At 69.7% G+C, this 25,916-nt stretch carries 23 protein-coding genes, 1 tRNA gene and 1 riboswitch; of the genes, 8 read left to right on the top strand and 16 right to left on the bottom strand.

Features of this window, described 5'->3' with window-relative positions; all coding sequences use genetic code 11:
* Nucleotides 1-6 precede the first annotated feature (6 nt).
* On the bottom strand, nucleotides 7-1,764 hold the full coding sequence (locus J2Y58_RS14920) for a histidine kinase famiy protein (protein WP_310104599.1): 1,758 nt from the start codon (nucleotides 1,762-1,764) through the stop codon (nucleotides 7-9).
* A gap of 76 nt (nucleotides 1,765-1,840) precedes the next feature.
* Nucleotides 1,841-2,710: a 3-hydroxybutyryl-CoA dehydrogenase gene (locus J2Y58_RS14915; protein WP_310104596.1), complete on the bottom strand. Its 870-nt coding sequence runs from the start codon at nucleotides 2,708-2,710 to the stop codon at nucleotides 1,841-1,843.
* A gap of 74 nt (nucleotides 2,711-2,784) precedes the next feature.
* On the opposite strand from J2Y58_RS14915, the gene J2Y58_RS14910 reads away from it, so the two are divergent.
* The 3 genes from J2Y58_RS14910 (at nucleotide 2,785) to J2Y58_RS14900 (ending at nucleotide 6,358) form a co-directional block, all read left to right on the top strand.
* The gene (locus tag J2Y58_RS14910; protein WP_310104594.1) at nucleotides 2,785-3,888 is read left to right on the top strand and encodes a DUF1176 domain-containing protein; all 1,104 of its coding nucleotides are present in this window, start codon (nucleotides 2,785-2,787) and stop codon (nucleotides 3,886-3,888) included.
* A complete protein-coding gene (locus tag J2Y58_RS14905) occupies nucleotides 3,885-4,769 on the top strand; it encodes a hypothetical protein (protein WP_310104593.1) in 885 nt (294 codons plus the stop codon). Before J2Y58_RS14910 ends, J2Y58_RS14905 begins: the two co-directional genes overlap by 4 nt.
* Before the next feature lie 92 nt (nucleotides 4,770-4,861).
* Nucleotides 4,862-6,358, top strand: coding sequence for a S10 family serine carboxypeptidase-like protein (locus tag J2Y58_RS14900; protein ID WP_310104590.1), 1,497 nt, complete (start codon nucleotides 4,862-4,864; stop codon nucleotides 6,356-6,358).
* A gap of 165 nt (nucleotides 6,359-6,523) precedes the next feature.
* Here J2Y58_RS14900 and J2Y58_RS14895 read toward each other — a convergent pair whose 3' ends face one another.
* Nucleotides 6,524-9,187 carry a valine--tRNA ligase gene (locus tag J2Y58_RS14895; RefSeq protein ID WP_310104587.1) on the bottom strand — a complete coding sequence of 888 codons (2,664 nt, stop codon included), beginning with the start codon at nucleotides 9,185-9,187 and terminating at the stop codon, nucleotides 6,524-6,526.
* A 103-nt stretch (nucleotides 9,188-9,290) separates the two neighbouring features.
* Here J2Y58_RS14895 and J2Y58_RS14890 point away from each other — a divergent pair, with 103 nt between their 5' ends.
* Nucleotides 9,291-9,674 carry a hypothetical protein gene (locus J2Y58_RS14890; RefSeq protein WP_310104584.1) on the top strand — a complete coding sequence of 128 codons (384 nt, stop codon included), beginning with the start codon at nucleotides 9,291-9,293 and terminating at the stop codon, nucleotides 9,672-9,674.
* A gap of 7 nt (nucleotides 9,675-9,681) precedes the next feature.
* On the opposite strand, the gene J2Y58_RS14885 is transcribed toward J2Y58_RS14890, so the two are convergent.
* The 5 genes from J2Y58_RS14885 to J2Y58_RS14865 all read right to left on the bottom strand — a co-directional run bounded on the left by J2Y58_RS14885 (nucleotide 9,682) and on the right by J2Y58_RS14865 (nucleotide 16,383).
* Nucleotides 9,682-11,718 carry a S9 family peptidase gene (locus tag J2Y58_RS14885; RefSeq protein WP_310104581.1) on the bottom strand — a complete coding sequence of 679 codons (2,037 nt, stop codon included), beginning with the start codon at nucleotides 11,716-11,718 and terminating at the stop codon, nucleotides 9,682-9,684.
* A gap of 77 nt (nucleotides 11,719-11,795) precedes the next feature.
* Entirely contained in the window at nucleotides 11,796-12,386 is a 591-nt protein-coding gene (locus J2Y58_RS14880; RefSeq protein ID WP_310104579.1) for a DUF2497 domain-containing protein, read from the bottom strand.
* 47 nt (nucleotides 12,387-12,433) lie between these two features.
* Entirely contained in the window at nucleotides 12,434-13,963 is a 1,530-nt protein-coding gene (locus J2Y58_RS14875; protein ID WP_310104576.1) for a TolC family outer membrane protein, read from the bottom strand.
* Nucleotides 13,964-13,974: 11 nt separating this feature from the next.
* Nucleotides 13,975-14,649, bottom strand: a complete 675-nt coding sequence (locus J2Y58_RS14870; RefSeq protein WP_310104573.1) for a protein-L-isoaspartate O-methyltransferase — start codon at nucleotides 14,647-14,649, stop codon at nucleotides 13,975-13,977.
* 285 nt (nucleotides 14,650-14,934) lie between these two features.
* A complete protein-coding gene (locus tag J2Y58_RS14865; protein ID WP_310104570.1) occupies nucleotides 14,935-16,383 on the bottom strand; it encodes a DUF6418 domain-containing protein in 1,449 nt (482 codons plus the stop codon).
* A 258-nt stretch (nucleotides 16,384-16,641) separates the two neighbouring features.
* On the opposite strand from J2Y58_RS14865, the gene J2Y58_RS14860 reads away from it, so the two are divergent.
* Nucleotides 16,642-17,772 carry an acyltransferase gene (locus J2Y58_RS14860; RefSeq protein ID WP_310104568.1) on the top strand — a complete coding sequence of 377 codons (1,131 nt, stop codon included), beginning with the start codon at nucleotides 16,642-16,644 and terminating at the stop codon, nucleotides 17,770-17,772.
* A gap of 45 nt (nucleotides 17,773-17,817) precedes the next feature.
* A tRNA-Cys gene (locus J2Y58_RS14855) sits at nucleotides 17,818-17,891 on the top strand.
* A gap of 56 nt (nucleotides 17,892-17,947) precedes the next feature.
* Here J2Y58_RS14855 and J2Y58_RS14850 read toward each other — a convergent pair.
* The 4 genes from J2Y58_RS14850 to J2Y58_RS14835 all read right to left on the bottom strand — a co-directional run bounded on the left by J2Y58_RS14850 (nucleotide 17,948) and on the right by J2Y58_RS14835 (nucleotide 21,534).
* Nucleotides 17,948-18,721: an ABC transporter ATP-binding protein gene (locus J2Y58_RS14850; RefSeq protein WP_310104565.1), complete on the bottom strand. Its 774-nt coding sequence runs from the start codon at nucleotides 18,719-18,721 to the stop codon at nucleotides 17,948-17,950.
* Nucleotides 18,718-19,680 carry an iron ABC transporter permease gene (locus tag J2Y58_RS14845; RefSeq protein ID WP_310104563.1) on the bottom strand — a complete coding sequence of 321 codons (963 nt, stop codon included), beginning with the start codon at nucleotides 19,678-19,680 and terminating at the stop codon, nucleotides 18,718-18,720. The genes J2Y58_RS14850 and J2Y58_RS14845 overlap by 4 nt, the downstream gene beginning before the upstream one ends.
* The gene (locus tag J2Y58_RS14840; RefSeq protein WP_310104560.1) at nucleotides 19,677-20,636 is read right to left on the bottom strand and encodes an ABC transporter substrate-binding protein; all 960 of its coding nucleotides are present in this window, start codon (nucleotides 20,634-20,636) and stop codon (nucleotides 19,677-19,679) included. Before J2Y58_RS14840 ends, J2Y58_RS14845 begins: the two co-directional genes overlap by 4 nt.
* 332 nt (nucleotides 20,637-20,968) lie before the next feature.
* Nucleotides 20,969-21,102: riboswitch (cobalamin riboswitch) on the bottom strand.
* A gap of 18 nt (nucleotides 21,103-21,120) precedes the next feature.
* Entirely contained in the window at nucleotides 21,121-21,534 is a 414-nt protein-coding gene (locus J2Y58_RS14835; RefSeq protein ID WP_310104558.1) for a (deoxy)nucleoside triphosphate pyrophosphohydrolase, read from the bottom strand.
* A 43-nt stretch (nucleotides 21,535-21,577) separates the two neighbouring features.
* Between J2Y58_RS14835 and J2Y58_RS14830 the strand changes: the two genes are divergently transcribed.
* Both J2Y58_RS14830 and J2Y58_RS14825 read left to right on the top strand, forming a co-directional pair.
* Complete coding sequence (locus J2Y58_RS14830) at nucleotides 21,578-21,775, top strand: Flp family type IVb pilin (RefSeq protein WP_310104554.1); 198 nt, start codon at nucleotides 21,578-21,580, stop codon at nucleotides 21,773-21,775.
* A gap of 130 nt (nucleotides 21,776-21,905) precedes the next feature.
* Complete coding sequence (locus J2Y58_RS14825; protein ID WP_310104551.1) at nucleotides 21,906-22,079, top strand: Flp family type IVb pilin; 174 nt, start codon at nucleotides 21,906-21,908, stop codon at nucleotides 22,077-22,079.
* A 65-nt stretch (nucleotides 22,080-22,144) separates the two neighbouring features.
* Here the strand turns inward: J2Y58_RS14825 and J2Y58_RS14820 are convergent, their stop codons facing one another.
* The 4 genes from J2Y58_RS14820 to J2Y58_RS14805 are packed head-to-tail and all read right to left on the bottom strand — an operon-like array spanning nucleotide 22,145 to nucleotide 25,894.
* Nucleotides 22,145-23,095 (bottom strand): acetyl-CoA carboxylase carboxyltransferase subunit alpha, encoded by a 951-nt coding sequence (locus J2Y58_RS14820; protein ID WP_310104548.1) that lies wholly within the window; start codon nucleotides 23,093-23,095, stop codon nucleotides 22,145-22,147.
* A gap of 9 nt (nucleotides 23,096-23,104) precedes the next feature.
* Nucleotides 23,105-24,001, bottom strand: coding sequence for a tyrosine-type recombinase/integrase (locus J2Y58_RS14815; protein ID WP_310104545.1), 897 nt, complete (start codon nucleotides 23,999-24,001; stop codon nucleotides 23,105-23,107).
* Nucleotides 24,002-24,012: 11 nt separating this feature from the next.
* Nucleotides 24,013-25,776 (bottom strand): hypothetical protein, encoded by a 1,764-nt coding sequence (locus tag J2Y58_RS14810; RefSeq protein ID WP_310104543.1) that lies wholly within the window; start codon nucleotides 25,774-25,776, stop codon nucleotides 24,013-24,015.
* Nucleotides 25,757-25,894, bottom strand: coding sequence for a hypothetical protein (locus tag J2Y58_RS14805; RefSeq protein ID WP_200918724.1), 138 nt, complete (start codon nucleotides 25,892-25,894; stop codon nucleotides 25,757-25,759). The genes J2Y58_RS14810 and J2Y58_RS14805 overlap by 20 nt, the downstream gene beginning before the upstream one ends.
* Between the last annotated feature and the right edge of the window lie 22 nt (nucleotides 25,895-25,916).

Genomic DNA, 25,916 nt, shown 5'->3' with positions numbered 1-25,916 from the left:
CCCGCCCTATTCCTGCACCGCCCCGAAATCCGAACGCGGCCGCCGCGCCGCGCCCTCGCCACGCCGGTTGAGCGCCAGCCGCACCCGGTCCAGCAATTCGGCGCGCCGATAGGGCTTGCTCAGCACGTCGGTGGCGCGCGCGCGCGGCCCGCCGACCACCAGTTCCTCGTTATACCCGGTCGTCATCAGCACCGAGACGCTCGAATCGCGCTCGACCACCGCATCGGCCAGCATCAACCCGTTCATCCCGCCCGGCATCACCAGATCGGTGAACAGCAGGTCGATACGCTGTTCGCCGTGCGTCGCCTCGAAGAACTTCAGCCCCTCCTCGCCGCTGATCGCGGTCGACACGCGATAGCCCGAGCTTTCCAGGATCTCGCGCGCGATCGCCAGCACTTCGTCATTGTCCTCGACGACCAGGATGTGCTGCGCGCCCCCCGGCTCCGGCGCTACGTCGGCGGTGGCCACCTGCGCCGCGTCCGCCACGTGGTTGCGCCCGGACTGCATGACCGGGAACAGCATCCGCACCAGCGTGCCCTTGCCCAACGTGCTCTCGATCTCCAGCCGCCCGCCGGACTGCCGCACGAACCCGCTGGCCATGGCGAGCCCCAGCCCGGTGCCCTTGCCGGTCCCGCGTGTGGTGAAGAACGGCTCGGTCGCGCGCTCCACCACCTCCGCGCTCATCCCGTGGCCGGTGTCCTCGACCTGGAGCACCACGTAGTCGCCCGACGGCAGGTCGTGCGCGGCGGCGTCGCCGTTCAGGTGGCGCGGCATCGTCGAAATCGTCACCAGCCCCCCGTCCGGCATCGCGTCGCGCGCGTTGTTGACGATGTTGAGCAGCGCCATCTCGAGCTGATCGGGGTCGATCACCACATGCTGCAATCCGCGGCGCAGGCTCAGGTGGATCTCGACCTGCTTGTTGACCGAGCTTTCGATCAAATCGCTGAAGTCCGACACCAGCTTCGTCAGGTCGAGCGGGCGCGGCTCCAGCCGCGTCTTGCGCGCGAAGGCCAGCAATTGGCGGGTCAGCTTCGCCCCGCGCTCGGCCGCCGATTGCGCCGCGCTGACGTAACGCTTGACGCGCTCCGGGTCCTTGGTGTGCGCGACCAGTTCCAGATTGCCGTTCACGACCTGGAGCAGGTTGTTGAAGTCGTGCGCCAGCCCCGCGGTCAGCTGCCCGATCGACTCCATCTTCTGCGCCTGCCGGTACGATTGCTCCGAATTGCGGCGGCGCGTGACGTCCAGCTGGCTGGCGAAGAAATATTGCAGCTTGCCGGCGGTGTCATAGACCGGGCCGATGAACACCGCGTTCCAGAACGCCGAGCCGTCGCGACGATAGTTGAGCAGTTCCAGCGCGATTGACGACCGCGAGTCCACCGCATCCCGCAATTCCGCCACCGCGGCGCGATCGGTCTGCGCGCCTTGCAGGAAGCGGCAGTTGCGCCCCATCACCTCGGCTTCCTCGTAACCGGTCAGGTCGAGGAACGCCTTGTTGGCGAAGACGATCGGATTGTCGTCCTGGTTCGGGTCGGTGAGCAGCATCGGCATCCGCGTCATCTCGATCGCGGCGAAGAACACGCCGCCGCGATCCTGCAGATCGGGGTCGGTGATCGTGCTCTCGCGCCAATGGTGCAGCCCGGGGCGTTCGATCGGCTCGCTCGCCCCGACGTCCATCGTCCCCTTGGCCGGACGACCCGCCGCCAGTCCGGTCGGGTCGACATCGTCGTGCTTGTTAGGATCGGACGGCTGCACGTTGTCGCTCATATCGTGGCTGGTACGGCGACCGACCGCCGGGCGCAAGAATGGTCGCGCCCGGTTGAGCGAACGGGAGAAAACGCCCTCAGCGCGTGGGCATCGGCTCCGCGCCCGTATAGTCGTAGAAGCCGCGCCCGGTCTTGCGCCCGTACCAGCCGGCCTCGACATATTTGACCAGCAACGGCGCGGGGCGGAACTTCGGATCCCCGGTGCCCTCGAACAGCACGCGCGTGATCTCCAGGCAGGTGTCGAGCCCGATGAAGTCGGCCAGCGTCAGCGGCCCCATCGGATGGTTGAGCCCCAGCTGGCAGGCCAGGTCGATGTCACGGATCGTCGCCACGCCCTCGCCCAGTGCGAAGCACGCCTCGTTCAGCATCGGCATCAGCACGCGGTTGACGATGAAGCCCGGCGCATCGTTGGCGCGCACCACCGCCTTGCCCAGCCGCTCGGCATAGCGCTCGATCGTGGCGACGGTCGCGTCGGAGGTCGCAAGCCCGCGAATCACCTCGATCAGTCCCATGACCGGGACCGGATTGAAGAAGTGCACGCCGATGAAGCGGCTTGCGTCCGGAGTCGCCTGCGCCAGCCGCGTGATCGGGATCGACGAGGTGTTCGACGCCAGCACCGCCTCCGCGCGCAGCACCGCACCGACATCGGCGAAGATCCGCCGCTTGATCTCCTCGCGCTCGGTCGCCGCCTCGATCACCAGGTCGCATGGCGCCAGTTCGGCGGTGCCCGCCACCGCGCGGATGCGATCGAGCGTCGCGTCGCGCGCCGCGGCGTCGATCTGCCCCTTGTCGGCCGCGCGCGCCAGCCGCTTGGCGATGCCCGCCTTGCCCGCCTCGGCGCGCGCCTGGTCGACATCGCCCAGCAGCACGTCGAACCCGGCCGCTGCGGACACTTGCGCGATTCCCGCACCCATCTGTCCCGCGCCGATCACGCCGATCACCTGCATTGCCATCTCCCGTTCATGTTGACGCGCCTTTAACCCGGTGCCGCGAGAATGCGCCAGCAGCCAGGGGGACGGCGATGAAAAGAAGCGTGTTGGCCGCCGGCCTGCTACTGGCCGCCTGTTCGCAGGGGCAGCCGGATCCGGCGCGTCCCACTGCCACGCCCAGTGCGACCGCCTCCACACCGAACTCCGCGCCCGCATCCGCGCCGCTCCCACGCGACGATCACGCTATCCCGCGCCCCGGCGAGCAGAAGACCTTCCGCGACTGGACGGTCGCCTGCGACAACGTCCGCACCTGCGCGATGGCGTCGCTCGGCACCGGCGCCGACTTCCCGCGCGTGACGATCCAGGTCACGCGCGCCGCTGGCCCGGCCGGCGCGGTCGAGATCGCGCTGGCCTCGCCGCAGGACGACGTGCCGCCCCCCGCCGCGCTCGCGATCGACGGCCGGCGCTTCACCGTGGCGGGCGACGGGTTGAGCGGACCCAGCGCCGCGGCGCTGGCGCGGGCGCTGGTCGAAGCGCGCGCGATCGAGGTGCTGGATGGGCGTGGCGCGCGGATCGCGACGGTCTCGCCGGCGGGTGCGTCGGCGGCATTGCGCTATATCGACGCCGAACAGCAACGCGCTGGCACCGTCACCGCCTTTGTCGCGCGTGGTGAGCGTCCCGGGGCTGCTATTTTGGGCGCAGCTGCGTTACCGCGGGTCCGTTCGGTGGCCTTTTCCGGCACCGCGGCGACCCTGCCGCCGGCGCTGCTCGCCGCCATGGCCCGCACCGCACGCTGCGATCCCCCGCTCCCCGGCCAGGCGCCGCGCGCCCACGCGCTGGCCGACGGCGCCACGCTCGTGCTGCTCCCCTGTTCCTCGGGCGCGTACAACGAGATCGACGCGCTGTTCGTCGTCCGCGACGGAAAAGCCGAGCCTGCGCAAGTAGATGCGCCTTCCGGCTTCGAGGAGACCGGCGCCGATTCCGGAACACCGGTGCACAGCGTCATCAACGGCGACGTCGACGGCGGCGTGCTGACCAGCTACGCCAAGGGCCGCGGACTGGGCGATTGCGGCGTCCGCCAGAGCTTCGTCTGGGACGGCACCCGCCTGCGGTTGGTGGAGCAGCAATCCATGGGCGAATGTCGCGGCAATCCCAATTACTTGACCGTGTGGCGCGCCAGGGTCGTCCGCGAATGACCGCCGCGTTCCTGGCAATGCAGGCCGCGGCCCTGGCAGGCGCACCGCCGGTCACGTCGGGTAACTGGCTGATCGTGTGCGATTATCGCGCCCAATGCCACGCCTTGTCGCAAGTACCGGCGGGCGGCGACCCGACCCTCTACCCACTCGCGGTTCTCCGCCGAACCGACGACGCGACCGTCCTCGACCTCCCCATCAACGCGACGATCGCCCCCGGCACGCGCATCCCGTTGACCATCGACGGAAAAATCGTGGCCGAGCTGGTCGCGCCCGGCCGCGCAGCGGGTCTGTCGCTGCCGTTCGAAGGCAAGCTGGCAGCCGCGATCCGTCGCGGGCGCATGCTGACGATCGGCGCGGGCGAGCACCTCCGCCGCGTGTCGTTGACAGGCGTAACAGCCGCCGCGGACGCCATCGCCCACGCGCCGCAACGCCCCGCGCCGCCGCCAGCGACGATCGAGGCAACCGCGCCCGACCCGCGCTCACCGCGACTGCCGCCCCGCAAGATGCTGGAAAAGCTGGCGTCCGCCCCCGACAAGCGCTGTCGCCCCTTCGTGACCCGCGCCGAGCGGCTGGACGCGCAACACAGCCTGCTCGCGCTCGACAGCCCCTGCACCGGATCGCGGCCGTACGTCCTGCCCGACAAGGGCGATGCACAGCCTGCGATATTCGACGACGGCGTACCGACAGGCGGCGCATGGGACGCCGCACAGCGACGCTATACGGCGATCTTGCCGCCGATCGGCGCGAGCGGATGCGGCACACGGCGCGCCTTCGCCTGGGACGGCGCCCGCTTCCGGCTCGCCGAGGAGCGCCTCGTCGCCGAATGCCGCCGCGCCACCTACGAGGTCGTCACCTACCGCGCCGCCGTCCATCAGCGATAGACGACCGATTGCGCCACGCCGCGCAGCCTGTAGCATGCACCGCATCCGCCCCGGCACCCCGCCGGCGCTCCATTCCGGATGCCTTCCCGCCGATGATCGCCCGTTCGCTCTCCCTCGCCGCTTTGCTGCTCGCCACCACGTCGCCCGCGGTCGCGCAGACCGACAAGACCACCACCACCGTCGAGAAGAAGCAGGAGGACGACAAGCTCAAGCTGCCGCCGCTGCCCGACGACAAGACGATCACGCAGACCGCGCGGATCGGCGGCCGCACGATCACCTACAAGGCGACGGTCGGCACGATTGCGGTACGCGACGAGAAGGGCAAGGAGATTGGGCAGGTCGTCTACACCGCCTATACCGTCCCCGGCGGCGAGGTCGCCCGCCCGGTCACCTTCGCGTTCAACGGCGGCCCCGGCGCGGCCTCGGTCTACCTCAACATGGGCGCGGTCGGGCCGAAGCGCGTGCAGTTCGGCGCGCAGGGCGACGCCCCCTCCGACGCGCCGATCGCGCGCGACAATCCCAACAGCTGGCTCGACATGACCGATCTGGTCTTCATCGATCCGATCGGCACCGGCTTCAGCCGCAGCCTCGTCGACAAGGACGAGACGAAAAAAGCCTTCTACGCCAACGATCCCGACATCAAATACCTCTCCAAGGTCGTCTACGACTGGCTGGTCAAGGAAGGCCGGCTGCGCTCCCCCAAGTACGTGATGGGCGAAAGCTATGGCGGCTACCGCGTCCCGCGCATCGCCTATGAGCTGCAATCGCAGATCGGCGTCGGCTTGAACGGGCTGATCCTGGTGTCGCCCTACCTCGACCCCGCCTCGGGCGACAACGGCACCGCGCTGTCGCCGCTGCCGTGGATGATCGACCTGCCGTCGATGGCCGCGGCCAATCTGGAGCGCAAGGGTCAGTTGACCCCGGCGGCGATGGCGGAGGTCGAGGCCTATGTGCGCGGCGATTATGCCCGTGACCTGCTGCTCGGTCGCGCGAACCCGGAAGCGGTGCAGCGCGTCGTCGCCAACGTCACCCGGCTGACCGGGCTCGACCCCGCGCTGGTGCAGAAGATGGGCGGGCGCGTCGACAGCCGCACCTACCTGCGCGAGATCCACCGCGCGAATGGGACGATCGGCAGCATCTACGATTCGAACGTCACCGCCTTCGATCCCTTCCCGTGGTCGCCGCGGCAGGAATCGAACGATCCGCTGCTCGACTCGCTGATTGCCCCGACTACCAGCGCGATGGTCGACTTCGTCACGCGTGAGGTCGGCTGGAAGACCGACGCCCGCTACAATGCGCTATCCTATGCGGTGAACGCCGCCTGGGACCGCGGCCAGCCTGCCGACACACCGGTTACCGACCTGCGCAAGGCGATCGCCAACGATCCGAAGATGAAGGTGATGATCGTCCACGGCTGGGACGACCTGTCCTGCCCGTTCTTCGCCTCGCGGCTGATCGTCGACCAGATGCCGGCGTTTGGCGCGCCCGAGCGTGTGCAGCTGCGCGTCTACCCGGGCGGGCATATGTTCTATAGCCGCAGCGACAGCGGCGCGTCGTTCAAGGCCGACGCGGCGAGCCTGTATCGGTGAGCACGACGGGGGTGTCGTGACGGTGACGATGTCCCGCCACCCCCGTCATCCCCGTCATCCCCGCGGAGGCGGGATCCAGAACCTCCGACGTCGCGCTTCTATCGAAAGACCTGCGCGTCTGGGTTCCCGCCTTCGCGGGAATGACGGTGAGGGTGAAAGCAGTCCTCACCCCAGCCGCGCCAGCGCCGCCGCGAAGCGCTCCGCATCCGCGCTCTTCTCGGCATGATCGGCACGCGCCTTCTCGACCGCTTCCGGCTTGGCGCGCTCGACGAAGCTGGCATTGCCCAGCCGCCCAGCGAGTGCATCGCGCTCCTTCTCCGCGGCCGCCAGCGACTTGCCCAGCCGCTGCCGCTCGGCTTCGAGATCGATCACACCCTCCAGTGCGAGCGCGAACGTCTCCGCCCCCCACAGGATCGGTGCGCGCGCGCCCTGCGCGTCGCCCCCCGTCAGCGTGACGCGCGCCAGCCGCTCGACATACGGCGCGATATCCGCCGGCACCGAGCCGGCGCCGGTGTGGAGCGCGATCTTCGCCCCCGGCGGCACGTTCAGTTCCGCGCGTGCGCCGCGCACCGCCTCGATCAGGTCGATTGCGCGACCGATCTGCATCGTCGCGGCCGGGTCGAGCGCCCGCGCATCCGCCATCGGCCAATGCGCGACGATCAGATCGTGCTCGCGGGTGCTGAGCGCGTGCCACAATTCCTCGGTGATGTACGGCATGAACGGGTGAAGCAGGACCAGGATCTGGTCGAGCACCCAGCCGGCCACCGCCTTCGTCTCCGCATCGATAACGCCCCTCTCGACCGCGCTCGAGACAGGCTTGATCAGCTCCAGGTACCAGTCGCAGAACCGGCTCCACACGAACTGATAGATCGCGTTGGCCGCCGCGTCGAAGCGATAGTCGGCGAGTGCCAGATCGACCGTCTGCACGGTTTGCACCGTCTCGGCGATGATCCACTTGTTGACGGCCAGCGTCGCCACCGGCGGCTCCAGCGTGGTCGATCCGCCGATACCATTGGCTTGGGCGAAGCGGCTGGCATTCCACAGCTTTGTCGCGAAGTTACGATAACCCTCGACGCGCTTCTCATCCATCTTGATGTCGCGACCCTGGCTCTCCATCGCCGCCATGAAGAAGCGCAGCGCGTCCGCGCCGTACGCGTCGATCAGGCCGAGCGGGTCGACGGTATTGCCCTTCGACTTCGACATCTTCGCGCCGTCCGCCGCACGGACGAGCCCGTGCAGGTAGAGCGTCCTGAACGGCACGTCGCCCATGAACTCGACGCCCTGCATCATCATGCGCGCATCCCAGAAGAACAGGATGTCGAAGCCCGAGATCAGGACGTCGTTGGGATAACGCCCGCCAAGCGTCGGGTCGCCGTTCTCGGGCCACCCCATCGTCGCGAACGGCCACAAGGCGCTGGAGAACCACGTGTCGAGCACGTCCTCGTCCTGCCGCAGCGCGACACCCTCGCCGGCCTGCGCCTGCGCCGCCTCGGCACTTTCCGCGACGAAGATGCGGCCATCGTCCGCGAACCACGCCGGAATGCGATGCCCCCACCACAATTGCCGCGAGACGCACCATGGCTGGATGTTCTCCATCCAGTTGAAGAAGGTCTTCTCCCACGTCTTCGGCACGATCTTGATCTTGCCCGTCCGCACCGCCTCGATCGCGGGCTTGGCAAGCGTCGCGGCGTCGACATACCATTGGTCGGTCAGCCAGGGCTCGATCACCACGCCCGAGCGGTCGCCATAGGGGGTCTGGATCGTGCGAGCCTCGGCGTCGTGCTCGACGCCGTCCTTGTCGACATGCGGGATCAGCACGCCCTCTTCCTTGAGCCGCGCGACCACGGCCTTGCGCGCCTCGGCCGTGCCGAGGCCGAGGAAAGCCTCCGGGATCAACCCGTCGGCGGTCTGCACCACGCGCGCCTGCGCATCGAGCATGTTGAGCATGTCGCGCGCCTCGATCCCCGCGCGACGGCCGACTTCGAAGTCGTTGAAATCATGCCCCGGCGTGATCTTGACGGCGCCCGATCCCAGCGCCGGATCGGCATGTTCGTCGGCGACGATCGGGATCAGCCGCCCGGTGATCGGCAGCCGGATCTGCTGCCCGACCAGCGCCTGGTAGCGCTCGTCGTCGGGATGCACCGCGACCGCCATGTCGGCCAGCATCGTCTCGGGCCGCGTCGTCGCGACCGTGATATGCCCCGAACCATCCGCCAGCGGATAGCGCAGGTGCCAGAAGCTGCCGCGCACCTCGCGCGTCTCGACTTCCAGGTCGCTGATCGCGGTGCCCAGGCCCGGGTCCCAGTTCACCAAACGCTTGTCGCGGTACAGCAGGCCGCGCGCGTGCAGCTCGACGAACACCTTCAGCACCGCCTTGCTGAAGCCCTCGTCCATCGTGAACCGCTCGTTCGCCCAGTCCATCGAGCAGCCGAGCCGGCGCAACTGGCGCGTGATCTGTCCGCCGCTTTCCGCCTTCCATTCCCAGACCTTGGCGACGAAATCCTCGCGGGTCAGGTCGGTGCGCTTCTCGCCTTTGGCGGCCATCTGCCGCTCGACCACCATTTGCGTCGCGATGCCCGCGTGATCGGTTCCCACCACCCACAACGCATCCTTGCCCTTCAATCGCGCGTGGCGCGTCAGGATGTCCTGCAACGTGTTGTCGAGAGCATGGCCGATGTGCAGCGAGCCGGTGACGTTGGGGGGCGGATTGACGATCGTCCACGGCTCGGCCGTCGGACGATCGGGGCGGAACAGCCCGTTGCTCTCCCAATGGGCATACCATTTGGATTCGATGGCGGCAGGGTCGAAGGTCTTCGGAAGCTCGGTCATGAGCGTGTCTGTAGCCATAGCGTCCCGCGCTGAGAAGCCGCCCGCCAAGAGTTGCTTAACCCATCGCGCCTAGTGCCGCCTTCGGTAAAGAGCGGGCGGACCCATGGGGCAATTGCAAGAGGATCACGACGACATACGCGCAGCGATGCAACGCTTCGCGGCGCTGCTGACGCAGGGGCATGCGACGACCGGCGCCGCGATGCTGCGCGAACGTCTCGCCTTTTCGCAACTGCTGCAACGCCACCGTGCGGACGAGGAGGCGCAGACGCAGGCTGCGCTGCCCGGCGCGCCGCTCGCCGAGGCGATGACGACCGACATGCAGGCGATCCTGCGAGACTATAGCGCGCACATCGGCGCGTGGCCGCCTGCGCGAATCCCGGCGGAATGGGACGATTATTGCGACGCGGTTCACACGCTCCAGCGGCGGCTGCGCATGCGGCTGGCGTGGGAGGAGCGCGAACTGCACCCGCGCCTCACCGCCGCCTGACCGCGGATCAGCGCGCGCCGGCGCCCTTCGTCCAGCGATCCATCCACCCGATCACCTCGCCGTACCACTGCCGCGAGTTGGACGGCTTGAGCACCCAGTGGTTCTCGTTCGGGAACACCAGCAACCGCGACGGGATGCCACGCCGCTGGAGCGCGGTGAACGCCGCCAGCCCCTGCGTATAGGGGATACGGAAGTCCTTCTCGCCGGTGATAACCAGTTGCGGGGTCTTCCACTTGTCGACGTAATTGACCGGGTTCCACTTCTCGAACGCCTGTGGGTCCTCGAAATACGCCTTTCCGCCGTGCTCCCACTCGTCGAACCACAACTCCTCGGTCTCGTACGCCATCGCGCGCGCATCGAAGACGCCGTCGTGCTGGACGATGCACCTGAAGCGGTCGGGCCACCGCCCCTCGATCCAGTTCATCATATAGCCGCCGTAGCTGGCGCCGAGCGCGCAGGCATTGTCGCCGTCGAGCCATGAGAACCGGGTCGTCGCGGCGGCCAGCCCTTTCTGGAGGTCCTCCAGCGGCCACCCTCCCCAGTTGTTGCGGATCGCATCGGTGAACGCCTGCCCGTACCCCGTCGAGCCGTGGAAATCGACCGCGACCAGCCCGTAGCCGGCCCCGGCGAACACCGCCGGGTTCCAACGGTACGACCAGCTGTTGTTGCTCGACCCCTGCGGCCCTCCATGCACCATGAACGCGACCGGCACCTTCCCCTGCGCGCCATAGGGCTGCACCGCGTAGCCCCATACGGTGTCGCCGTTCGCGCCCTTGAAGCTGAAGCGCTCGACCGTCGGCATGTCGATCCCCGCCAGCCTCGCCGCATTGACGCTGGTCAGCCGCGTCGTGCTTCGCTGTGGGCCGACGCGGAAGAAATCGTCGGGCGCCGTCAGGCTGCTCATCGCGATCACGACGCTGCGCGCGCCGATCGCGACGCCCGACACATGTCCTTCAGCGGTCAGCCGGGTCACCTGCCCGTCGGAGGCATCGACCTGGAACAGCGGCGTTTCCTGCGTATCGTCGGCAGTGACATACAGCGATCGCGAATCCGGTGCCCATTGCAGCGACGCCGGCGAGCGGTCCCAGCGCTCGGTCAGCGACACCGTCTTGCCGGTCGCCAGATCGCGTACGGTCACCACATAGCGATCCGCCTCATACCCGGGCCGCCGCATCGCGAGCCACGCCAGCTTGCGTCCGTCCGGCGAGACGGCTGGCTGCGTGTCGGTCGCCTGGTTGGCGGAGGTGAGATTGGTCGGGGCCGCGCTGCCGTCCGCCGGCACTGCGAAGATATCGAGATTGGTCGACAGCGGCTCGATCCGCCCCGGCTCGCGCAACGCGAAATAGACGGTGCGGCCGTCCGGGCTCCACGTCACTTCCTCGCCGCCGCCGAACGGCTTGGAAGGCGTGTCGCCCAGCAACGTCGGGGCCAGCGCGCGCCCGTTGCCCCGCGCACCCGCGGCGGTCAGCGGCAGCACGAACAGCTGCGAGCGCGTCCCGTCCGCCCATGTATCCCAATGGCGGACGAACAGCTGGTCGTAGGTGCGCCCAGCCCCGGCGTTCGCGGCCTTCTTGTCGGTCGCCGGCTCCAGCGTCGGCGCCCCCGGGCGACGATCGGCCCAGATCAGGAGCCGGTCACCGGTCGGCGCGACCTTGAAGCCGCCGAAGCCGCCCTTGAAGTCGGTCAGCCGGCGAGGGGTCCCGCCGGTGACCGGCACCGACCAGATCGCGTCATCGGCGGTGAAATAGACGATGTCGCCGATCAGCTGCGGGTCGTTCTCGTCGAGTTGCGGGTCGGCGGCCAGCTTCACCGGTTTCGCATTCGCGCGAGACAGATCGAGACGCCACAGATCGTAGCGACCGCGATTCGCGGCGACGTCTGTTTCCCGCTGCGCCCACACCAGCCAGCGCCCGTCCTTCGACACGGCGGGCGCACCCACGCGGCTCAGCGCGGCGACGTCGTCGATGGTGAGCTGCCGCGCGACGGCAGGTGCGGCAACGAAGGCGGAAAGCGCGAGCAGGGTCGCGACGGAAAAGGTCTTCATGGCGCGAAATAGAGCAGAAGGTCGCACGCGAGACAATCGGCGTCACCCCTCTCCACCAGGGAGAGGGAGCCACCCGATCAGTTCTGCTGCGTGATCTTTGCGATCTCGCGCGCCACCATCTGCTCCACCAGCCGCGGCAGATTCTGGTCGAGCCAGTCGCTCAGCATCGGGCGCAGCATGTCGCGCACCAGCCCCTCCAGCGTCCCGTCGCTCTCCGGTTCGGGCTTGACGATCAGCCGCGACAGCGCCCCGAGCGCCCCACGCGTCGCCTCGAGCGTCGCGGGCGAGACGACCGGTGGCGCATCGTCGTCGTGGGCGGACGCGACCGGTGCTGGCGTCGGCACCGGCGTAGGCGTGGGCGTCCGGGCGGCGACGGGAGCGGGCGGCGGCGCCACCGGCGGCGCGGCCCGCTGCTCGGCGAACGTTTCCATTCCGCGCGGCGCGACCGATGGCGGCGCAGGCGGAAACTCCGGCGGCGGTGGCGACAGCGGCTCGTTCAGTTCTAGGATCTGATCGCCCGCCCCCTCGTCATCGTCGATGCTGGGACGCGGCGCAGGCGCCGGGGGCGCGGCAGGCCGGCGCGATGCAGGCGCCTCGCCTTCCTTGATGACCCGCTTAATCGAGGCGAGAATGTCTTCCATCGACGGCTCGCCGCTCAAATCCGCCATCGGGTCGTCCTCACAACGCTGCCCCCGTACCTCACGGGCCCCATGCCTTACGGACGGGGTGTGTCGACACCTGTCGTCAATGCGGGCGTCCTGTCAACATTGCTTTCGAGCAGCGGGTCGAGCGGGCGCGTCACCACCGCGGTCTGCGCCACGCTGTTCGCGGTGCTGCTCGACACCGGCTCGGCACGGCGACCATCATCGAAGTCGTTCAGCTTGCCACGCACCTTCGCATAGTTGATCGTCGGATCGTAGAGCGGCCCGCCGTCCAGTCCCAGGTCTTCCGCCTCCGCGTGCCCCATCGCCGCCAGCAAAGCGAAGCCGGCGACATAGGCGTCGCGGCGCGCCGAGACGAGAGTCACCTGGCTGTTGAGCAGTTCCTGCTCGGCGTTGAGGATGTCGAGCACGGTGCGCGTGCCGACGCTGTTCTCGGCGCGCACGCCCTCAAGGCTCAGCTTGTTGGCGTTGACGGCCGCTTCCGCCGACGCGATCACCTCCAGCGAGGAGCGCCACACCGCATAGGCCGATCGGGCCGAGGCGATCACCTGCCGCTCGGCTGCGGTCGCCTGCTCGATCGCCTGTCCGCGCAATTCCTGCGCCTGCCGCACCAGTGCACCGGGACGCCCACCCTGGTAGAGCGGCACGTTCAGCGTCACGCCCGCGCTGCTCGCGTTGCCGGTCTGCACGCTGCCCAGCCCCGCCGCGCTGCCCTGCCCCAGCGAACCGAGGAAGTTGAAGTAGTTCTGCCCCAGCGTCGCATTAACGGTCGGGCGGCGGTTGGCGCGCGCGACTCGGATGTCGTAATCGGTGGCGTCGCGGACTCGGCGCGCGGCGATCAGGTTCGGATTGTCCTGCAACGCCACGTCGACGGCGTTGTCCGGCGAGCCGGGCAATTGCGGTAGCGGCGGCGGCGGCTCCAGCGTCCCCGGCGGCGTCCCGACCAGCCGCACGTAATTCTCGCGGCTGGAGATCAGCGTCGCCTGCGCCGATTGCAGCTGCGCGCGCGCGAGGCTGAGGCGCGCTTCGGACTGTGCCACGTCGGTGCGCGTGAGGTCGCCGACCTCGAAGCGATCGCGGCTGGCGCGCAGGTTGGTTTCCAGCACGCGGACGTTCTGGGTGTTGAGCCCGACGATCGCCTCGTCGCGGATCACGTTGTTATAGGCGCTGACCACATCGGTGAAGGTCGTCGCCTCCGTCCCGCGCAGGTTGGCGCGACCGGCATCGACGCGCGTCTCGGCCGCCAGTACGCCGTTGCGCACCCGCCCGCCCTGGTACAGCGGCACCGTGACGCCGAGTTGGGCGTCGAGGCGGCGCTCCGGGGTGGTGAAGCTGTTGCCGCCACGCAGGAAATTGTCGGTGAGCCCGCCCTGCGCGCTGATGTTCGGCCGTCCCTGCGCGCGTGTGATCGGCACGTTCTCGTCATTTGCGCGCTGCGCTGCGCGTTGCGCGTTCAGCGTCGGATTGTCCCGGTATGCGCGCACCAGCGCCTCGCGCAGCGTCTCCGCCGCGGCCGGGAACGCTCCGGCCAGCACCAGCGGAACCGCAACCGACGACAACAGCGACGACAGGCGAAGGCGCAAGGGCGTGATCCTTAGAAGGTGAAGCCGCGCGGGCGCGCGAAGCCGGGAAGGCGGACCGAATCGATGTCGGCGAACGGCGTCAGCGCGGTCGCGGCGCCGCGGTGCGTGCCGGACGCGAGACGGAATACGCCGCGCTCGATCACCCCGCTTACGATCCTCCCGCCGTCCTTGACCTGGCCGGCGAGCGTGGAAGGCAGTTCCTCGATCGCGCCATCGACGATCAGCACGTCATAGGGCGCGCCCTCCGGATGGCCGTGCTCCAGCGGACCCTCGATCACGGTGACGTTCGGCGTTCCCGCCATCGCCTCGCGCGCATGCGCCGCCAGCGCCGGGAGGGCCTCCACCGCGACGACCTCCGCCACCAGCGACGCCAGAACCGCGGCGGCATAGCCGCCCGCCGCCCCGATCAGCAGCACGCGGTCCGTCGGCAGCAGTCGCGCCTGCACCAGCAGCCGCGCGGTCGCAAGCGGCACGTTGAGCGCGCGCCCCTGCCCTAGATCGATCGGGCGATCCATATAGGCGACCGAAACCGCGTGCGCGGGAACGAAGCGCTCGCGCGGCACCTCCGCCATGGCGGTGACCACACGGGGGTCGGTGACCGCGGTGGTGCGCAGCTGGCTGGCGACCATCGCCTGGCGCATCGCGGTGAAATCGTCGTTGCGGAGAGCGGGGGCGGAGAGGGTCATGAACCATCCTGTGGCATAGCTGTTTTATGGATGCAACACACGTTGCGCTGTCCGGCTTGTATCGCGCGCCGGCCGTGCTTTGCAATCGGCGAGCAGACCCAAACTATGCCTACGGGGTGTTACGCGACTCGGCGCGTTTGCCGACCGACGATGCCGGCGGACCGGCGGCGCATGAACCCCGCGCTAACGGAGTGAATCTGCGCTGGGATGCAAGGCGATCGCCGTCGCGACCAGTCGGAGCGTCGCTTCAGGCGACAGACGAGCGCCGATCGCGTGGCGGCGTCATCATGCCGCTCGACGCGACCGAGCGCTCGCTGCGGCCCCCTTGGCCAGCCATCGGCGGCTGACGCTGGTGGATCGACCATATTCCCAGGTCAGGAACAGCGCGACCAGCAACGTCGCGATCGTCTTGATTCCGAAGATGTTCCACAAATAACCGGTGGTATAGGTCGCGTAGAAGGACGACATGACGCGACTGTACAGCAAGCCTGCGATCCAGATCGACTGTGCGAACGACGCCGCCAGCATTCGCATGACCACGGCATGGTACAGCGCGATGATCGACGACAGGATCAGCATGCCCACGACGCCCATCGTCATCAGCAGATAGGGGTAGAGCGAACCGATGAAGCCGTTGCCGCCCTCCATCGTCCAGCCGAGCAACCGCGACGACGCGAACCGCTGCATCACGTAATAGAGGCCGAAGCGCGTTCCCGCCTTTGTCGATTCCTGCGCCCCGGGATCGAACCACGTCGACATGTCGGCCGCAAGCGCACGGTCGTCGAAATTGGTCGCCGACATATATTTGAGGTCGGTCACGTACCACAGCTGACCCTGAAGCGCAACGCGCTGTCCGTATCGCTCCGCCGCCGCATCGAAATCGTTCAGCGCGCCATAGGCGATCAGCACCGCGGGGATGGTGGTGACGATGATCGCCGTGCAGACCCCGGCGATGAAGTTGAAGGGGATCTTGCGGTCGTTGGCGATATGCACCAGGCCCGCCGGGATCCCGAAGACGCTCAGGATCATCAGAAGCGACCCGAATTTTTCGCCGAAGATGATCGACGTCGCCAGCATCCACAGAATGACGAGGCCGGCGCGCGCGCGATAGGCCGGAAGCGCAAACAGCGCACCCACGAATGGCACCACGACAAGCCGGTTCGACATCCACGATTGATAGAGTGGCGAGTCGAGCTTTTCGAGGTAGACGAACCGATCGATCCCGCTGAACAACGGAAAGCCGTTGTTGATGCCGAGCCGGATCAAGTACAGCGACACCACGACGACGACCGCGAGCAGCCCCTTCCAGATCAGCGGCGCCTGCCGCTCCCAACGCGCTGGCGCGTCGCGGAACATCGCTTTCAGCCGCGGCCACATCGCCTCCACCGCGAACGTCGCGGTCAGCAGGAAGAGCATGTAGATCAGCAGCAGCCGCGTGAACGCACCGGTCGGCTGACCGGTGGTCGTCGTCTCGATCATATAGGCGCCGCTCTCGATCGCACCCCCCGAGATGAACTCGGTCGCGCGGTTGGCGAGCAGCGGGACGAACAGCAGGAACGTGGCCGGCGAGGTGCGCAGAATGCCCAGGCAAAGCGATATGTAGATCGCGAGCGCCGCATAGGCCCAGGCGGCCGACGGCAGCGCCTGCGATCCGAACGCCGCGATGCCCGCCAGCAGGAAGTGCAGCGCATACATCCCGACGAAGCCGCGTGCGCGCTGCTGATAGGAAGCCACCCGCCCCCTGTTCGACGACGCCGCCCGACCGCTCGCGACGCCAGGGTAACCGACTTGTGGCATGTTGATAATCCCCGCGACCAACGCTTGAACACGGCACTGGATGTGTCGTTCCATGGTTGTCAACCAACGCCGGTTGATGGCGCGGCAAGATGTGCGGCGAAAGCACACGGTTGCGCCGCTAGGCAAAAGCGGAGGCGCCATGGTACGCCGCCGCGCCGCAGCATCGGCGGCGATCGCGCAAAAGGACAGGCATCCATGCCGACAGGGGGCATTCAAACCGGCGGCGATCGCCCGGCCGCACGCATGACGTTCGAGGGGCTTCAGGTCCTGCGCGGGATCGCCGCCGCCATGGTGGTGTTCCATCACGCCTGTTGGGTTATCAACACCTACCACCCGGCGCGCTCGGTGCTGGCCGGGCAGCGCGGGCTGGCGGAGCTGGGCGCGGGCGGCGTCGATATCTTCTTCTGCATCAGCGGCGTCGTGATCGCTTATGCCGCGCGTGCGATCCCGCCGGGGCTGCCGGCGGCGGGCACCTTCGCGCTTCGCCGCATCCTGCGCGTGCTGCCGCCCTATTGGGTCTTCACCGCGGCATTGCTGCTGCTCTGGCTGGTCGGCGTCGGCTTCAAGGAATTGCGGGTCACCCTCGGGCTGGTCGCCTCGTCGCTGTTGCTGATCCCCTATCCCAAACAGACGCTGGACGGGCATGTCAGCTACCACCCGATCCTCGACGTCGGCTGGACGCTGACGTTCGAAATGTATTTCTACGCGATCTGCACGGTCATCATCGCCTTTGCCGGCGGCCGCCGAATCTGGCCGTGGGTACTGGCGGCACTGGGCGTGGTCGCCGCCGTCACGACGACGACCGCCGGCGCGGCATCGGTCGCTGGCGGCGTGCTCGCCTCGCCGCTGCTGCTGGAGTTCGTGGCCGGGGTGGCGCTCGCGCGCTTCGTCGCGGGCCGTGTCGCGCCGCGTGCCGGCTGGGCGATGATCCTCGCCGCGATCGCGGTGTTCGCCGCTTCCGCGACCGTCTCCGACGCGATGCAGGCGCGGGTGCTGTGGTGGGGCATTCCGGGCGTCCTGCTGGTCGCCGGCAGCCTGTTGATCCCGATCGATGCCCGGTCGCGGACGAACCGCGTGCTGCTGTTCTTCGGCACCGCCTCCTACACGATCTACCTGGCGCATCCGTTCGCGATGCTGGTGGCCGGCAATGTGCTGAAGCGCGGGCTGCTGACCGACGTGCCCCCGGATGCGCTGTTGATGCTATTGACGGTATTGGCGATTGTCGGTTCGGCGCTGAGCTATTTCGTCGTGGAAGGGCCGCTGATCCGCTTGCTGAAGCCGCGCTCGCGCACCGCGGCGGAGGCGCGCGCGGTGATCGGGGCTTGACGCGCCTCGAAATCCCCAGCATTGGCCCGCGCTCACCGCAATCGAGGCCCGATGGCGGAGTGGTGACGCAGAGGACTGCAAATCCTTGCACCCGGGTTCGATTCCCGGTCGGGCCTCCACCGTCTTTCCAAGGTCCGGTACCGCCCGGTGCGCGGACTCGCCCAAAAATGGCAGTCTAGGACGCGCGGACCGGGACGATATAGCGCTGTCCGGTCGCGGTGGTGCCGGTTTCGACCGCCACACCGTACGTCCGCCCGATCCGTTCCGCATCCAGCGTCGCATCGACCGGTCCCGCCGCCACCACGCCGCCGTCGCGCAGCAGCACGACATCGTCGGCCAGCCGCGCGGCGAGGTTGAGGTCGTGGACGACCAGCACCACCCCGCCCCCGGCGGCCGCCACCGTGCGCAGCTGCGCGCCGACCTCGAGCTGGTGCGCGGGATCGAGGCTGGCGAGCGGTTCGTCCGCCAGCAGCCACTCTGGCGTGCCGGCGAGCACGCGCGCGAGCAGCGCGCGTGCGCGCTCGCCGCCCGACAGATGCTCGACCCCGCGCCGCGCGAAGGCGGTCATGCCGGTCGCGGCCAGCGCCGCATCGACCGCAGCACGATCCGCAGTGGTCTCGCCCCAGCGCCCGCGCCAGGGCAGCCGGCCGAGCCCGACCAGGGTGGCGACGTCGACGTTCCAGTGCACGTCGGCGGCCTGCGGAAGGAAGCCGATCCGGCGTGCGCGCTGCTGCGCGGGGATCGCGCGCAGATCGTCGCCGCCCAGCCTCGCCTCTCCCGCATCGGGATGGCGCAGGCCGGCGAGACAGGCGAGCAGGCTGCTCTTGCCAGCACCGTTCGCCCCCAGGAGCGCGGTCACCCGCCCGCTCGCGAACTGCGCGTCGACCGCGTCGAGGACCGGTTTGCCGCCTAGCGAGAGCGACAGACCGTGTGCCGCAAGCACGCTCATGCCAGTCGCCTCCGCATCGCGATCAGGAGATAGAGGAAGAACGGCCCGCCCAGCATCGACATCGCGATCCCGAGCCGTAGCTCGCTGACGGTAGGTGCCAGCCGCACCAGGCTGTCGGCGAGCGTCAGCAGCAGCGCCCCGCCCAAGGCGGCGGGCAGCAGCGTCGCGGACGGGCGATGCCCGGCGAACGGGCGCACCAGATGCGGCACGATCAGCCCGACGAAGCCGATCACGCCCGCCGCCGCCACCGACGCGCCCACCGCCAGCGCGATCCCGGCGACGATCATCAGCTGCAAGCGGCGCGGATCGACCCCCATCGAGCGCGCGGCCTGCTCGCCCAGCGTCAGGGCATCGAGCGCGCGTCCCGTCCGCGCCAGCACCGCAACGCCGACCGCAATCAGCGGCACTGCGACGCGCACGTCGTTCCAGCTGCGATCGGTGAGCGCGCCCATCAGCCACGTCACGATCTCCGAGGCGACGAACGGCGTCGGCGCCAGGCTGATCGCCAGCGCGGTCAACGACCCGGTGATGTTGGTCAGGATCATGCCGGCCAAGGTGAAGAGGATCAGACTGCCCGAGCGACCCGCGATCACCGCCAGCGCCGCCATGGTGATGCCGGCGCCCGCCAGCGCGAAGCCGGGCAGCAGCCACGCCTGCGCGGCATAGCCGAAATAGAGCGCGCAGACCGCCCCGAGCGCAGCGCCCGACGAGACACCGAAGAGTCCGGGGTCGGCCAAGGGATTGCGGAGATAGCCCTGCATCGCCGCACCCGACAGCCCGAGCGCCGCGCCGACCGCCAGGGCCAGGAGCGTGCGCGGCAGCCGCAGTTCGACGATGATGATCGAGCGCGGGTCGGCGGCGGTCCAGGCGTCCAGCGGCACCCACACCTTGCCCGCCGCGAGCGACAGCGCGGCGGCGAGCAGCACGCCCGCCAGCAAGCACCAGCAGATGCGCGTCATCGTGCCACCCTCGCGCGAACGCTGCGCAGCCGCGCCATTGCCGCGATGATCGACGGGCCGCCGCAATTCATCAACCGCGCGGCGAAGGGCGCGACCGCGACGCGCCCCGCGAGGCGGCGGAGCGCGGGGTGGCGCTCGCCGCGCTCCCCCCCGCCCTCCGCCGCGGCGACCGACAGCAGGACCCGCGGCGGACGCGCGACCAGATATTCGAGCGGCAGCACGTCCCACCTCTTCAGGCCGTAAGCGACGCTGGCGTTCGCGAAGCCGGCGCGGCGCAGGAGATCGTCGGGCAACGTGCCGCCGCCGGGCACCAGCCCGCTCGCCCCCCAGATCAGCGCGGGCACGGGTGCGCCCGCCGCCGGACGCGCGGCGGCGAGGATGCGGTCGGCCAGCGCGCGTCCACGGTCGGCGTGTCCGATCGCGGCGGCGACTTCGCGCACCTGCTGCGCGCTTTCCTCGACCGTGACCGGCACCGGGTATTGGACGAGATGCACACGCAGCCGCGCCAGCGCGGCGACGGTGGCAGGCGCGACATGCCCGCCGGCGACCACGATGTCCGGGCGCAGCGCCACCACCTCCTCGGCCGTGCCCGCGGTGACCGCGAAGCGCTTCGCCTGCGCGAGCGGGATCGAGGTCGCGCGGGGGTCCTGCGAATAATGGCTGATCGCGACGATCTGCGCCGGGTCGGCGACCTGCATCAGGATGGCGTCGAGGCACGGGTTGATCGACACGACGCGTGGGGTGTGCGGCGGCGCGGCGGCGAGCAGCAGGGGCGCGGCGAGCGCGAGGGTGGCGGCGGCGCGGAGGGCGCGGCGGGTGGGGGCGCAACGTCCGGCATCGTCCGCGTGGCGCGCACCCGACCGACCGTTCGTGCCGAGCCTGTCGAAGCACGTGCCGCGAGGCGCATCGTTCGCCGGGCACGCCGCCTGTGACCCGTGCTTCGACAGGCTCGGCACGAACGGGGGTTGGTGTCCCGGACGAGGGAAGGGCTTGGCGGAGCTTGCCAACTCGCCGGCCAGCGCAGCTTGGGTGAGGGGTCGAGCGAGCCACAAGCTCGCGCGCTCGCGTTCGCGAGCGCCATTCCTCACCCGGCTTCGACCGAGACGTTGCTGCGCAAAGCCCAGGTCTCCCCGTCCCTCTCCGCTCTGCGAGGGGCGAGTGAAGGACAAACTCGCCGTCGTCAGCCCTTTTCGAATCATGCCATCACCCCCGCGCCGTTCGTCGTCGCACGGGTTTCCCCCGATCGCCCGGCACACCCCGTCCGCGCGAAGGACAACCGCGACCGGGCAGGTTTCCTGGCTCCCGGGTCGCCGCCCTTCGCCCGGCCTTCCCGGATCGCGAGCGATCCAGTGGCGCACGGGGGGCGAAGGGCTCGCCGGTCACAGTTGCGGGGGCAGCTCCGGCTCCGGCCGGATTCCCTTTCCTGATCGCCAGCCCCGCCTAGCCGTGCGGCGCGGGCTCAGCAAGCGCTGCCGGCAGCGCGGGGGCGGCAAGCGCGGCGAGCAGCGGCACGTCGACCGGCGGCATCGGCAGCGCCGCGAGCGCAGCGGGCAGATCCCAGCGCAGCGCCTGCGCGGCCAGCGCGCGCGGCGTGCCGGTCCAGCGGCGGCATCGATACAGCAGCATCGTCACCGGCATGTCGGTCGCAAAACCGAGCGGCACCAGCGCGTCCCGGGCGACGGTGATCGCCAGTTCCTCGGCCAGTTCGCGGACCAACGCGGCGGCGGGATGCTCGCCGGGCTCGACCTTGCCGCCCGGGAACTCCCACAGCCCCCCGTGGTGCTTGCCGGCGGGACGCTGCTGCATCAAGCACTTACCGTGATCGTCGATCAGTGCGGCGGCGACCACCAGCATCGCGTTCGATCCTTCCTTAACCCTTCGCCGCTATCGTGCGCCCATGCCGCGCATGCCCCTCTTTCGCTCGCCTGTCGCCCTCCTGCTCGCGCTACGGGAATCACGCGGCGCGACGGCGGTGGAATACGGGCTGATCGTCGCCGTGATCGCGCTCAGCGCCGCCGGGGCGCTGTCGGCACTCGGCGCGCCGGTGACCGGCATGTTCGCATCGATCAGCGCCAATCTGCTCTCCGCACGCTGAAAGGTTCGGACAAAAATCTACGGACTCACTTAAGTCTTTATCAACCCTGCGCCCCTAGAAACATCCTTGATGGACCTGTGAACGGGACGTCGGCGGGTACTGAAATCTACGAAGTCAAACGGAGACCGACATGCAGAAGATTCGTTCGTTCCTGAAGAACAGCAAGGGCGCGACCGCGATCGAATACGGCCTGATCGCTGCGCTGATCGCCGTTGCCGCGATCGCCGCCATGAAGGGCATCGGCACGCAGCTGAACAACACCTTCAGCAACGTGCAGACCAAGATGCAGAACAACCCGGGCTGATCGGCAACGACCTGATATAGCAAGGGCGGCGGGATTTCGGTTCCGCCGCCCTTCTCATTTTCGGCTTATCCGAGCCGCCCCATCTTCAGAAACTTCGTCCGGCGGTCCTGCCGCAGCGCATCGGCGGTCAGCGGGCTCAGATCGCGCAAGCTCCGCTCGATCGCGTCGCCCAGTGCGCGGATCGCGCCCGGATGGTCGCGATGCGCGCCGCCCAGCGGCTCAGGCACGATCGCGTCGATCACGCCCAGCGCCTTCAGGTCCTGCGCGGTGACCTTCATCGCCTCCGCCGCATCGGGCGCCTTGTCGGCGGTGCGCCACAGGATAGAGGCGCAGCCCTCCGGCGAAATCACCGAGTAGACCGCATGCTCGAACATCAGCACGCGGTTGCCGCTGGCCAGCGCGATCGCACCGCCCGAGCCGCCTTCGCCCACCACCGCCGAGACGAGCGGCACGCCGAGCGCGAGGCACGCCTCGGTCGAGCGCGCGATCGCCTCCGCCTGGCCGCGTTCCTCGGCCTGGATGCCGGGGAAGGCACCCGAGGTATCGACCAGCGTCACCACCGGCAGCGCGAATCGATCGGCGAGCTCCAGCAGCCGGATCGCCTTGCGATAGCCCTCCGGCTTGCCCATGCCAAAATTGTGGCGCAGCCGGCTGGCCGTATCGTCGCCCTTCTCATGCCCCAGCACCATCACGCGCTGTCCGCGGAAGGTGGCAAAGCCGCCGAGGATCGCCTGGTCGTCGCCGAACGCGCGGTCGCCGGCCAGCGGCACGAACTCGTCGAACAGCGCGGCGACATAATGTTTGAAGTGCGGACGCTCGGGGTGGCGTGCGACCTGCGTCTTCTGCCACGGGGTCAGCTTGCCGAAGGTATCGCGCAGCAGCTTGTCGGACTTCGCCTGGAGCTTGGCGATCTCGGCGGAAATGTCGACGGTGCCCTCGGCGCCGGTCTCGCGCAGTTCGTCGATGCGCGCCTGCAGCTCGGCGATGGGCTTCTCGAAGTCGAGGAAAATTCGCATCGGGCGCAGCTAGGCGCGCTTTCGCAACGCGTCAACGAGCGGGTGGCGTTCGTTGACCAGCTCGACCAGCCGGCGGCTGTCGACATGCGTGTAGATTTCGGTGGTCGCGATGTCGGCATGGCCGAGCATCGTCTGGAGCGCGCGCAGGTCCGCGCCGCCTTCCAGCAGATGGGTGGCGAAGGCGTGGCGCAGGACGTGCGGGCTGATCCGCTCGGGCGCGATCCCCGCCTCGGCGGCGAGCGCACGGACCAGCTGGAACAGCCGCACGCGCGAGAGGTGCGTGGCGCCGGAGGGAAAGAGGAACGCGCGGTCGAGCGGCACGTGGACGCGCCACGCCGCCACCGCCGCGCGCGCACGGTCGGAGATCGGCACCAGCCGCTCGCGCCCGCCCTTCCCCTTCAGGATCAGGAACGGGCGGTCGGGATGGATCGCGGCGCGCGGCAGCGACACCAGCTCGGTCGCGCGCAGCCCGGAGCCGTAGAGCAGTTCGAAGAGCGCGGCGAGGCGCAGGTCGGCGGGGATCGGCGGATCGCGCGCCAGCCGCGCGTCGATCGCGGCGAACAGCCGCTCGACGTCGCCGTGGTCGAGCGTGCGCGGCAGGCGGCGGCTGGTGCCCGGGCGCGGGAGGGCCGGCGAGGGATCGTCGCATCGGTCGCCGTCGTCGACCAGATAGCCGAAGAAGCGGCGGAGCGCGGACGCCTTGCGCGCGACCGTCGCCTTGGACAGGTCGCGCCAGCCGTCCGCCAGCCGCTCCAGCGCCGCACCGTCGGCAGTGGCGAGCGCGCCGTCCAGCGCCTCGGACGCGAGCATGAGGTCGCGGCGGTAGGCGGCCAGCGTGTTCGCCGCCGCACCCGCCTGCGCCGCCATCATCTCCAGGAAGCGATCGATCGCGGCGGCGTCGCTCACGGCCCGCTCGGTCACAGGCGCGCGATCGCCTCCGCCGCGATCATCCGCGCCTCGCCGTCCAGCCCCACCGCGCGCAAGGCGGCGACGATGTGATACAGCGCGGCGGGGGGAATGTGCGCCCAGTCGCCGGCCTGCATGCCCATCGCGGCGAGCAGCAGCACCGTGCCGGGCTGTCCCGCACCCGCCGCGCGCTCCAGCGCGACCGTCCATGGGTTGCGCGCGACCAGCGGCACCGCCAGCCGCTCGGCGAGATCGTCGACCGCACGCGCCGGCAAGCGCCCGAGCCCGGCCATCCCGGCGAAGAACAGCTGGCGCTTGCGCTCGGCGAGCGTACCGCTCGGGGCGTAGTCGGTGATCGTCGACGCGGAGAGCTGCGCGATCGCATCAGGGTCGGCGAGGAGCAGCATCGCCCAGCCGTCGCTGCCGGCCGGCACCGCGCCCTGCCAGCGCTGCGCGCTGCGATCGAGCCCGGCGGTCAGCATCGACGCGATCAGCCGGTCGGCCTGCGGCTCGCCCCCGCGCGCCGGCAGCCGCGCCGCGGCGCGCGCGGTCAGCACGAGGCGCGCGTAGCGGGTCGCCGGCGTCTCGGCGGCGTCCCACAATTTCTGCATCGCCGCGATCCGCGTCGCGCGATCGTTGCCGACATAGGCGTCGCGCAACGTCGCGGCGGTGTCGCGCACCGCGGCGGGCGCGTCGCCGCCATCGGCCAGCGCGCTGAAGAGATCGACCATCGCGACATTCGACAGCACGCCGAGTGCCGCGGCGCGGTCCGCGACGGCGGCGCGATCGACCAGCGGGACCGCGGGGGCCAGCGCCTGCCAGCCGCGCACCTGCGGGCCGACCGTGGCGTAGAGTTCGTCGGGGACCGCGACCCCGGTGGCGGTGGCGAGCCCGAAGCGCCAGGTGGTCAGCTGCACGACCGGCGCCCAGTCGATCGAGACCGCGCGGCGGCTGTTCAGCCCGGCGCCCATGACCTTCTGCGCCAGTTGCAGGTCGATGCCGCTGGCGATGCGGCGGCGGCGGATGTCGGCCACCAACGGCTGCGTCCGCGCGGCGCCGGTCAGCCCGGCGCACATCGCGCGCGCGACGATCCACGCGCGCTCGCTGCCCCCCGCGCCGCTTGCCAGCGGGCACAGCCCGGCCGGGTCGCCGGTGGCGAGCGCGGCCTGCATCCAGACCTCGCGCAGCTTCGGCGTCACCCGGTCGCTGTCGACCGACTGCGCGACCGCGCGCGCCGCCACCGATTCGCCCATCCGCAGCAGCAGCCACGCACGCTCGGCGGCGAAATCCGCCCCGTCGACGCGCGCCGGGGTCTCCACCTTGGCGACCAGCATCCGTCGCAGCGCGATCGAGAGCCAGCGTGACGGCAGCGGCGCGGAGAGATAGCGCATCAACCGTTCGACATAGCGGCCGTCGGCGTCGCCGAAGGCGTCGCGGGCGAACCCGTCATCGGCGCCGACCGCGCGCAGCGAGCGGCGCGCGAACGACGGGAGTTCGTAGCGCGGCGTCGGTGCGGGCGACGGCGTCGCGGTCGGCGTCGGGAACGGCAGCGGCGGCAAGGGCGGGAGCGGCCCGGCAGGCGTCGTCGCCTGCACGCGCGGCGCGGTGGCGGGTGCGCTGGCCGCCGGCGTCGGCGCGGGCGCGGTCGCGGGCGCCGCCTCCCCGAAGCCGGGCGGCAGCAGCGATTCGGGGCGATCCTGCGCGAACGCCGCCGCGGCCAGGCCGAGCGCCGCGACGCCGGCCAGCGCGGCGCGTTTAGCCGGCGAGATTGCCAAGTTCGACCGCCTTCTCGACGCGCGTCACAGGCTGCTCGGTGGCGCGCCCCGCAAGGAAGAACAGCGCGCCCAGCACGATTACCAGCAGCACGACGACGGAGACAATCAACCGGGTCATGGATATCCCAACCTGCACACGC

Origin of the sequence: Sphingomonas sp. BE138, assembly GCF_031456125.1 — a bacterium.
Lineage (GTDB): Bacteria > Pseudomonadota > Alphaproteobacteria > Sphingomonadales > Sphingomonadaceae > Sphingomonas.
Note: the sequence above shows the minus strand (reverse complement) of the source record. Positions and strands in the feature narration are given on the sequence as shown.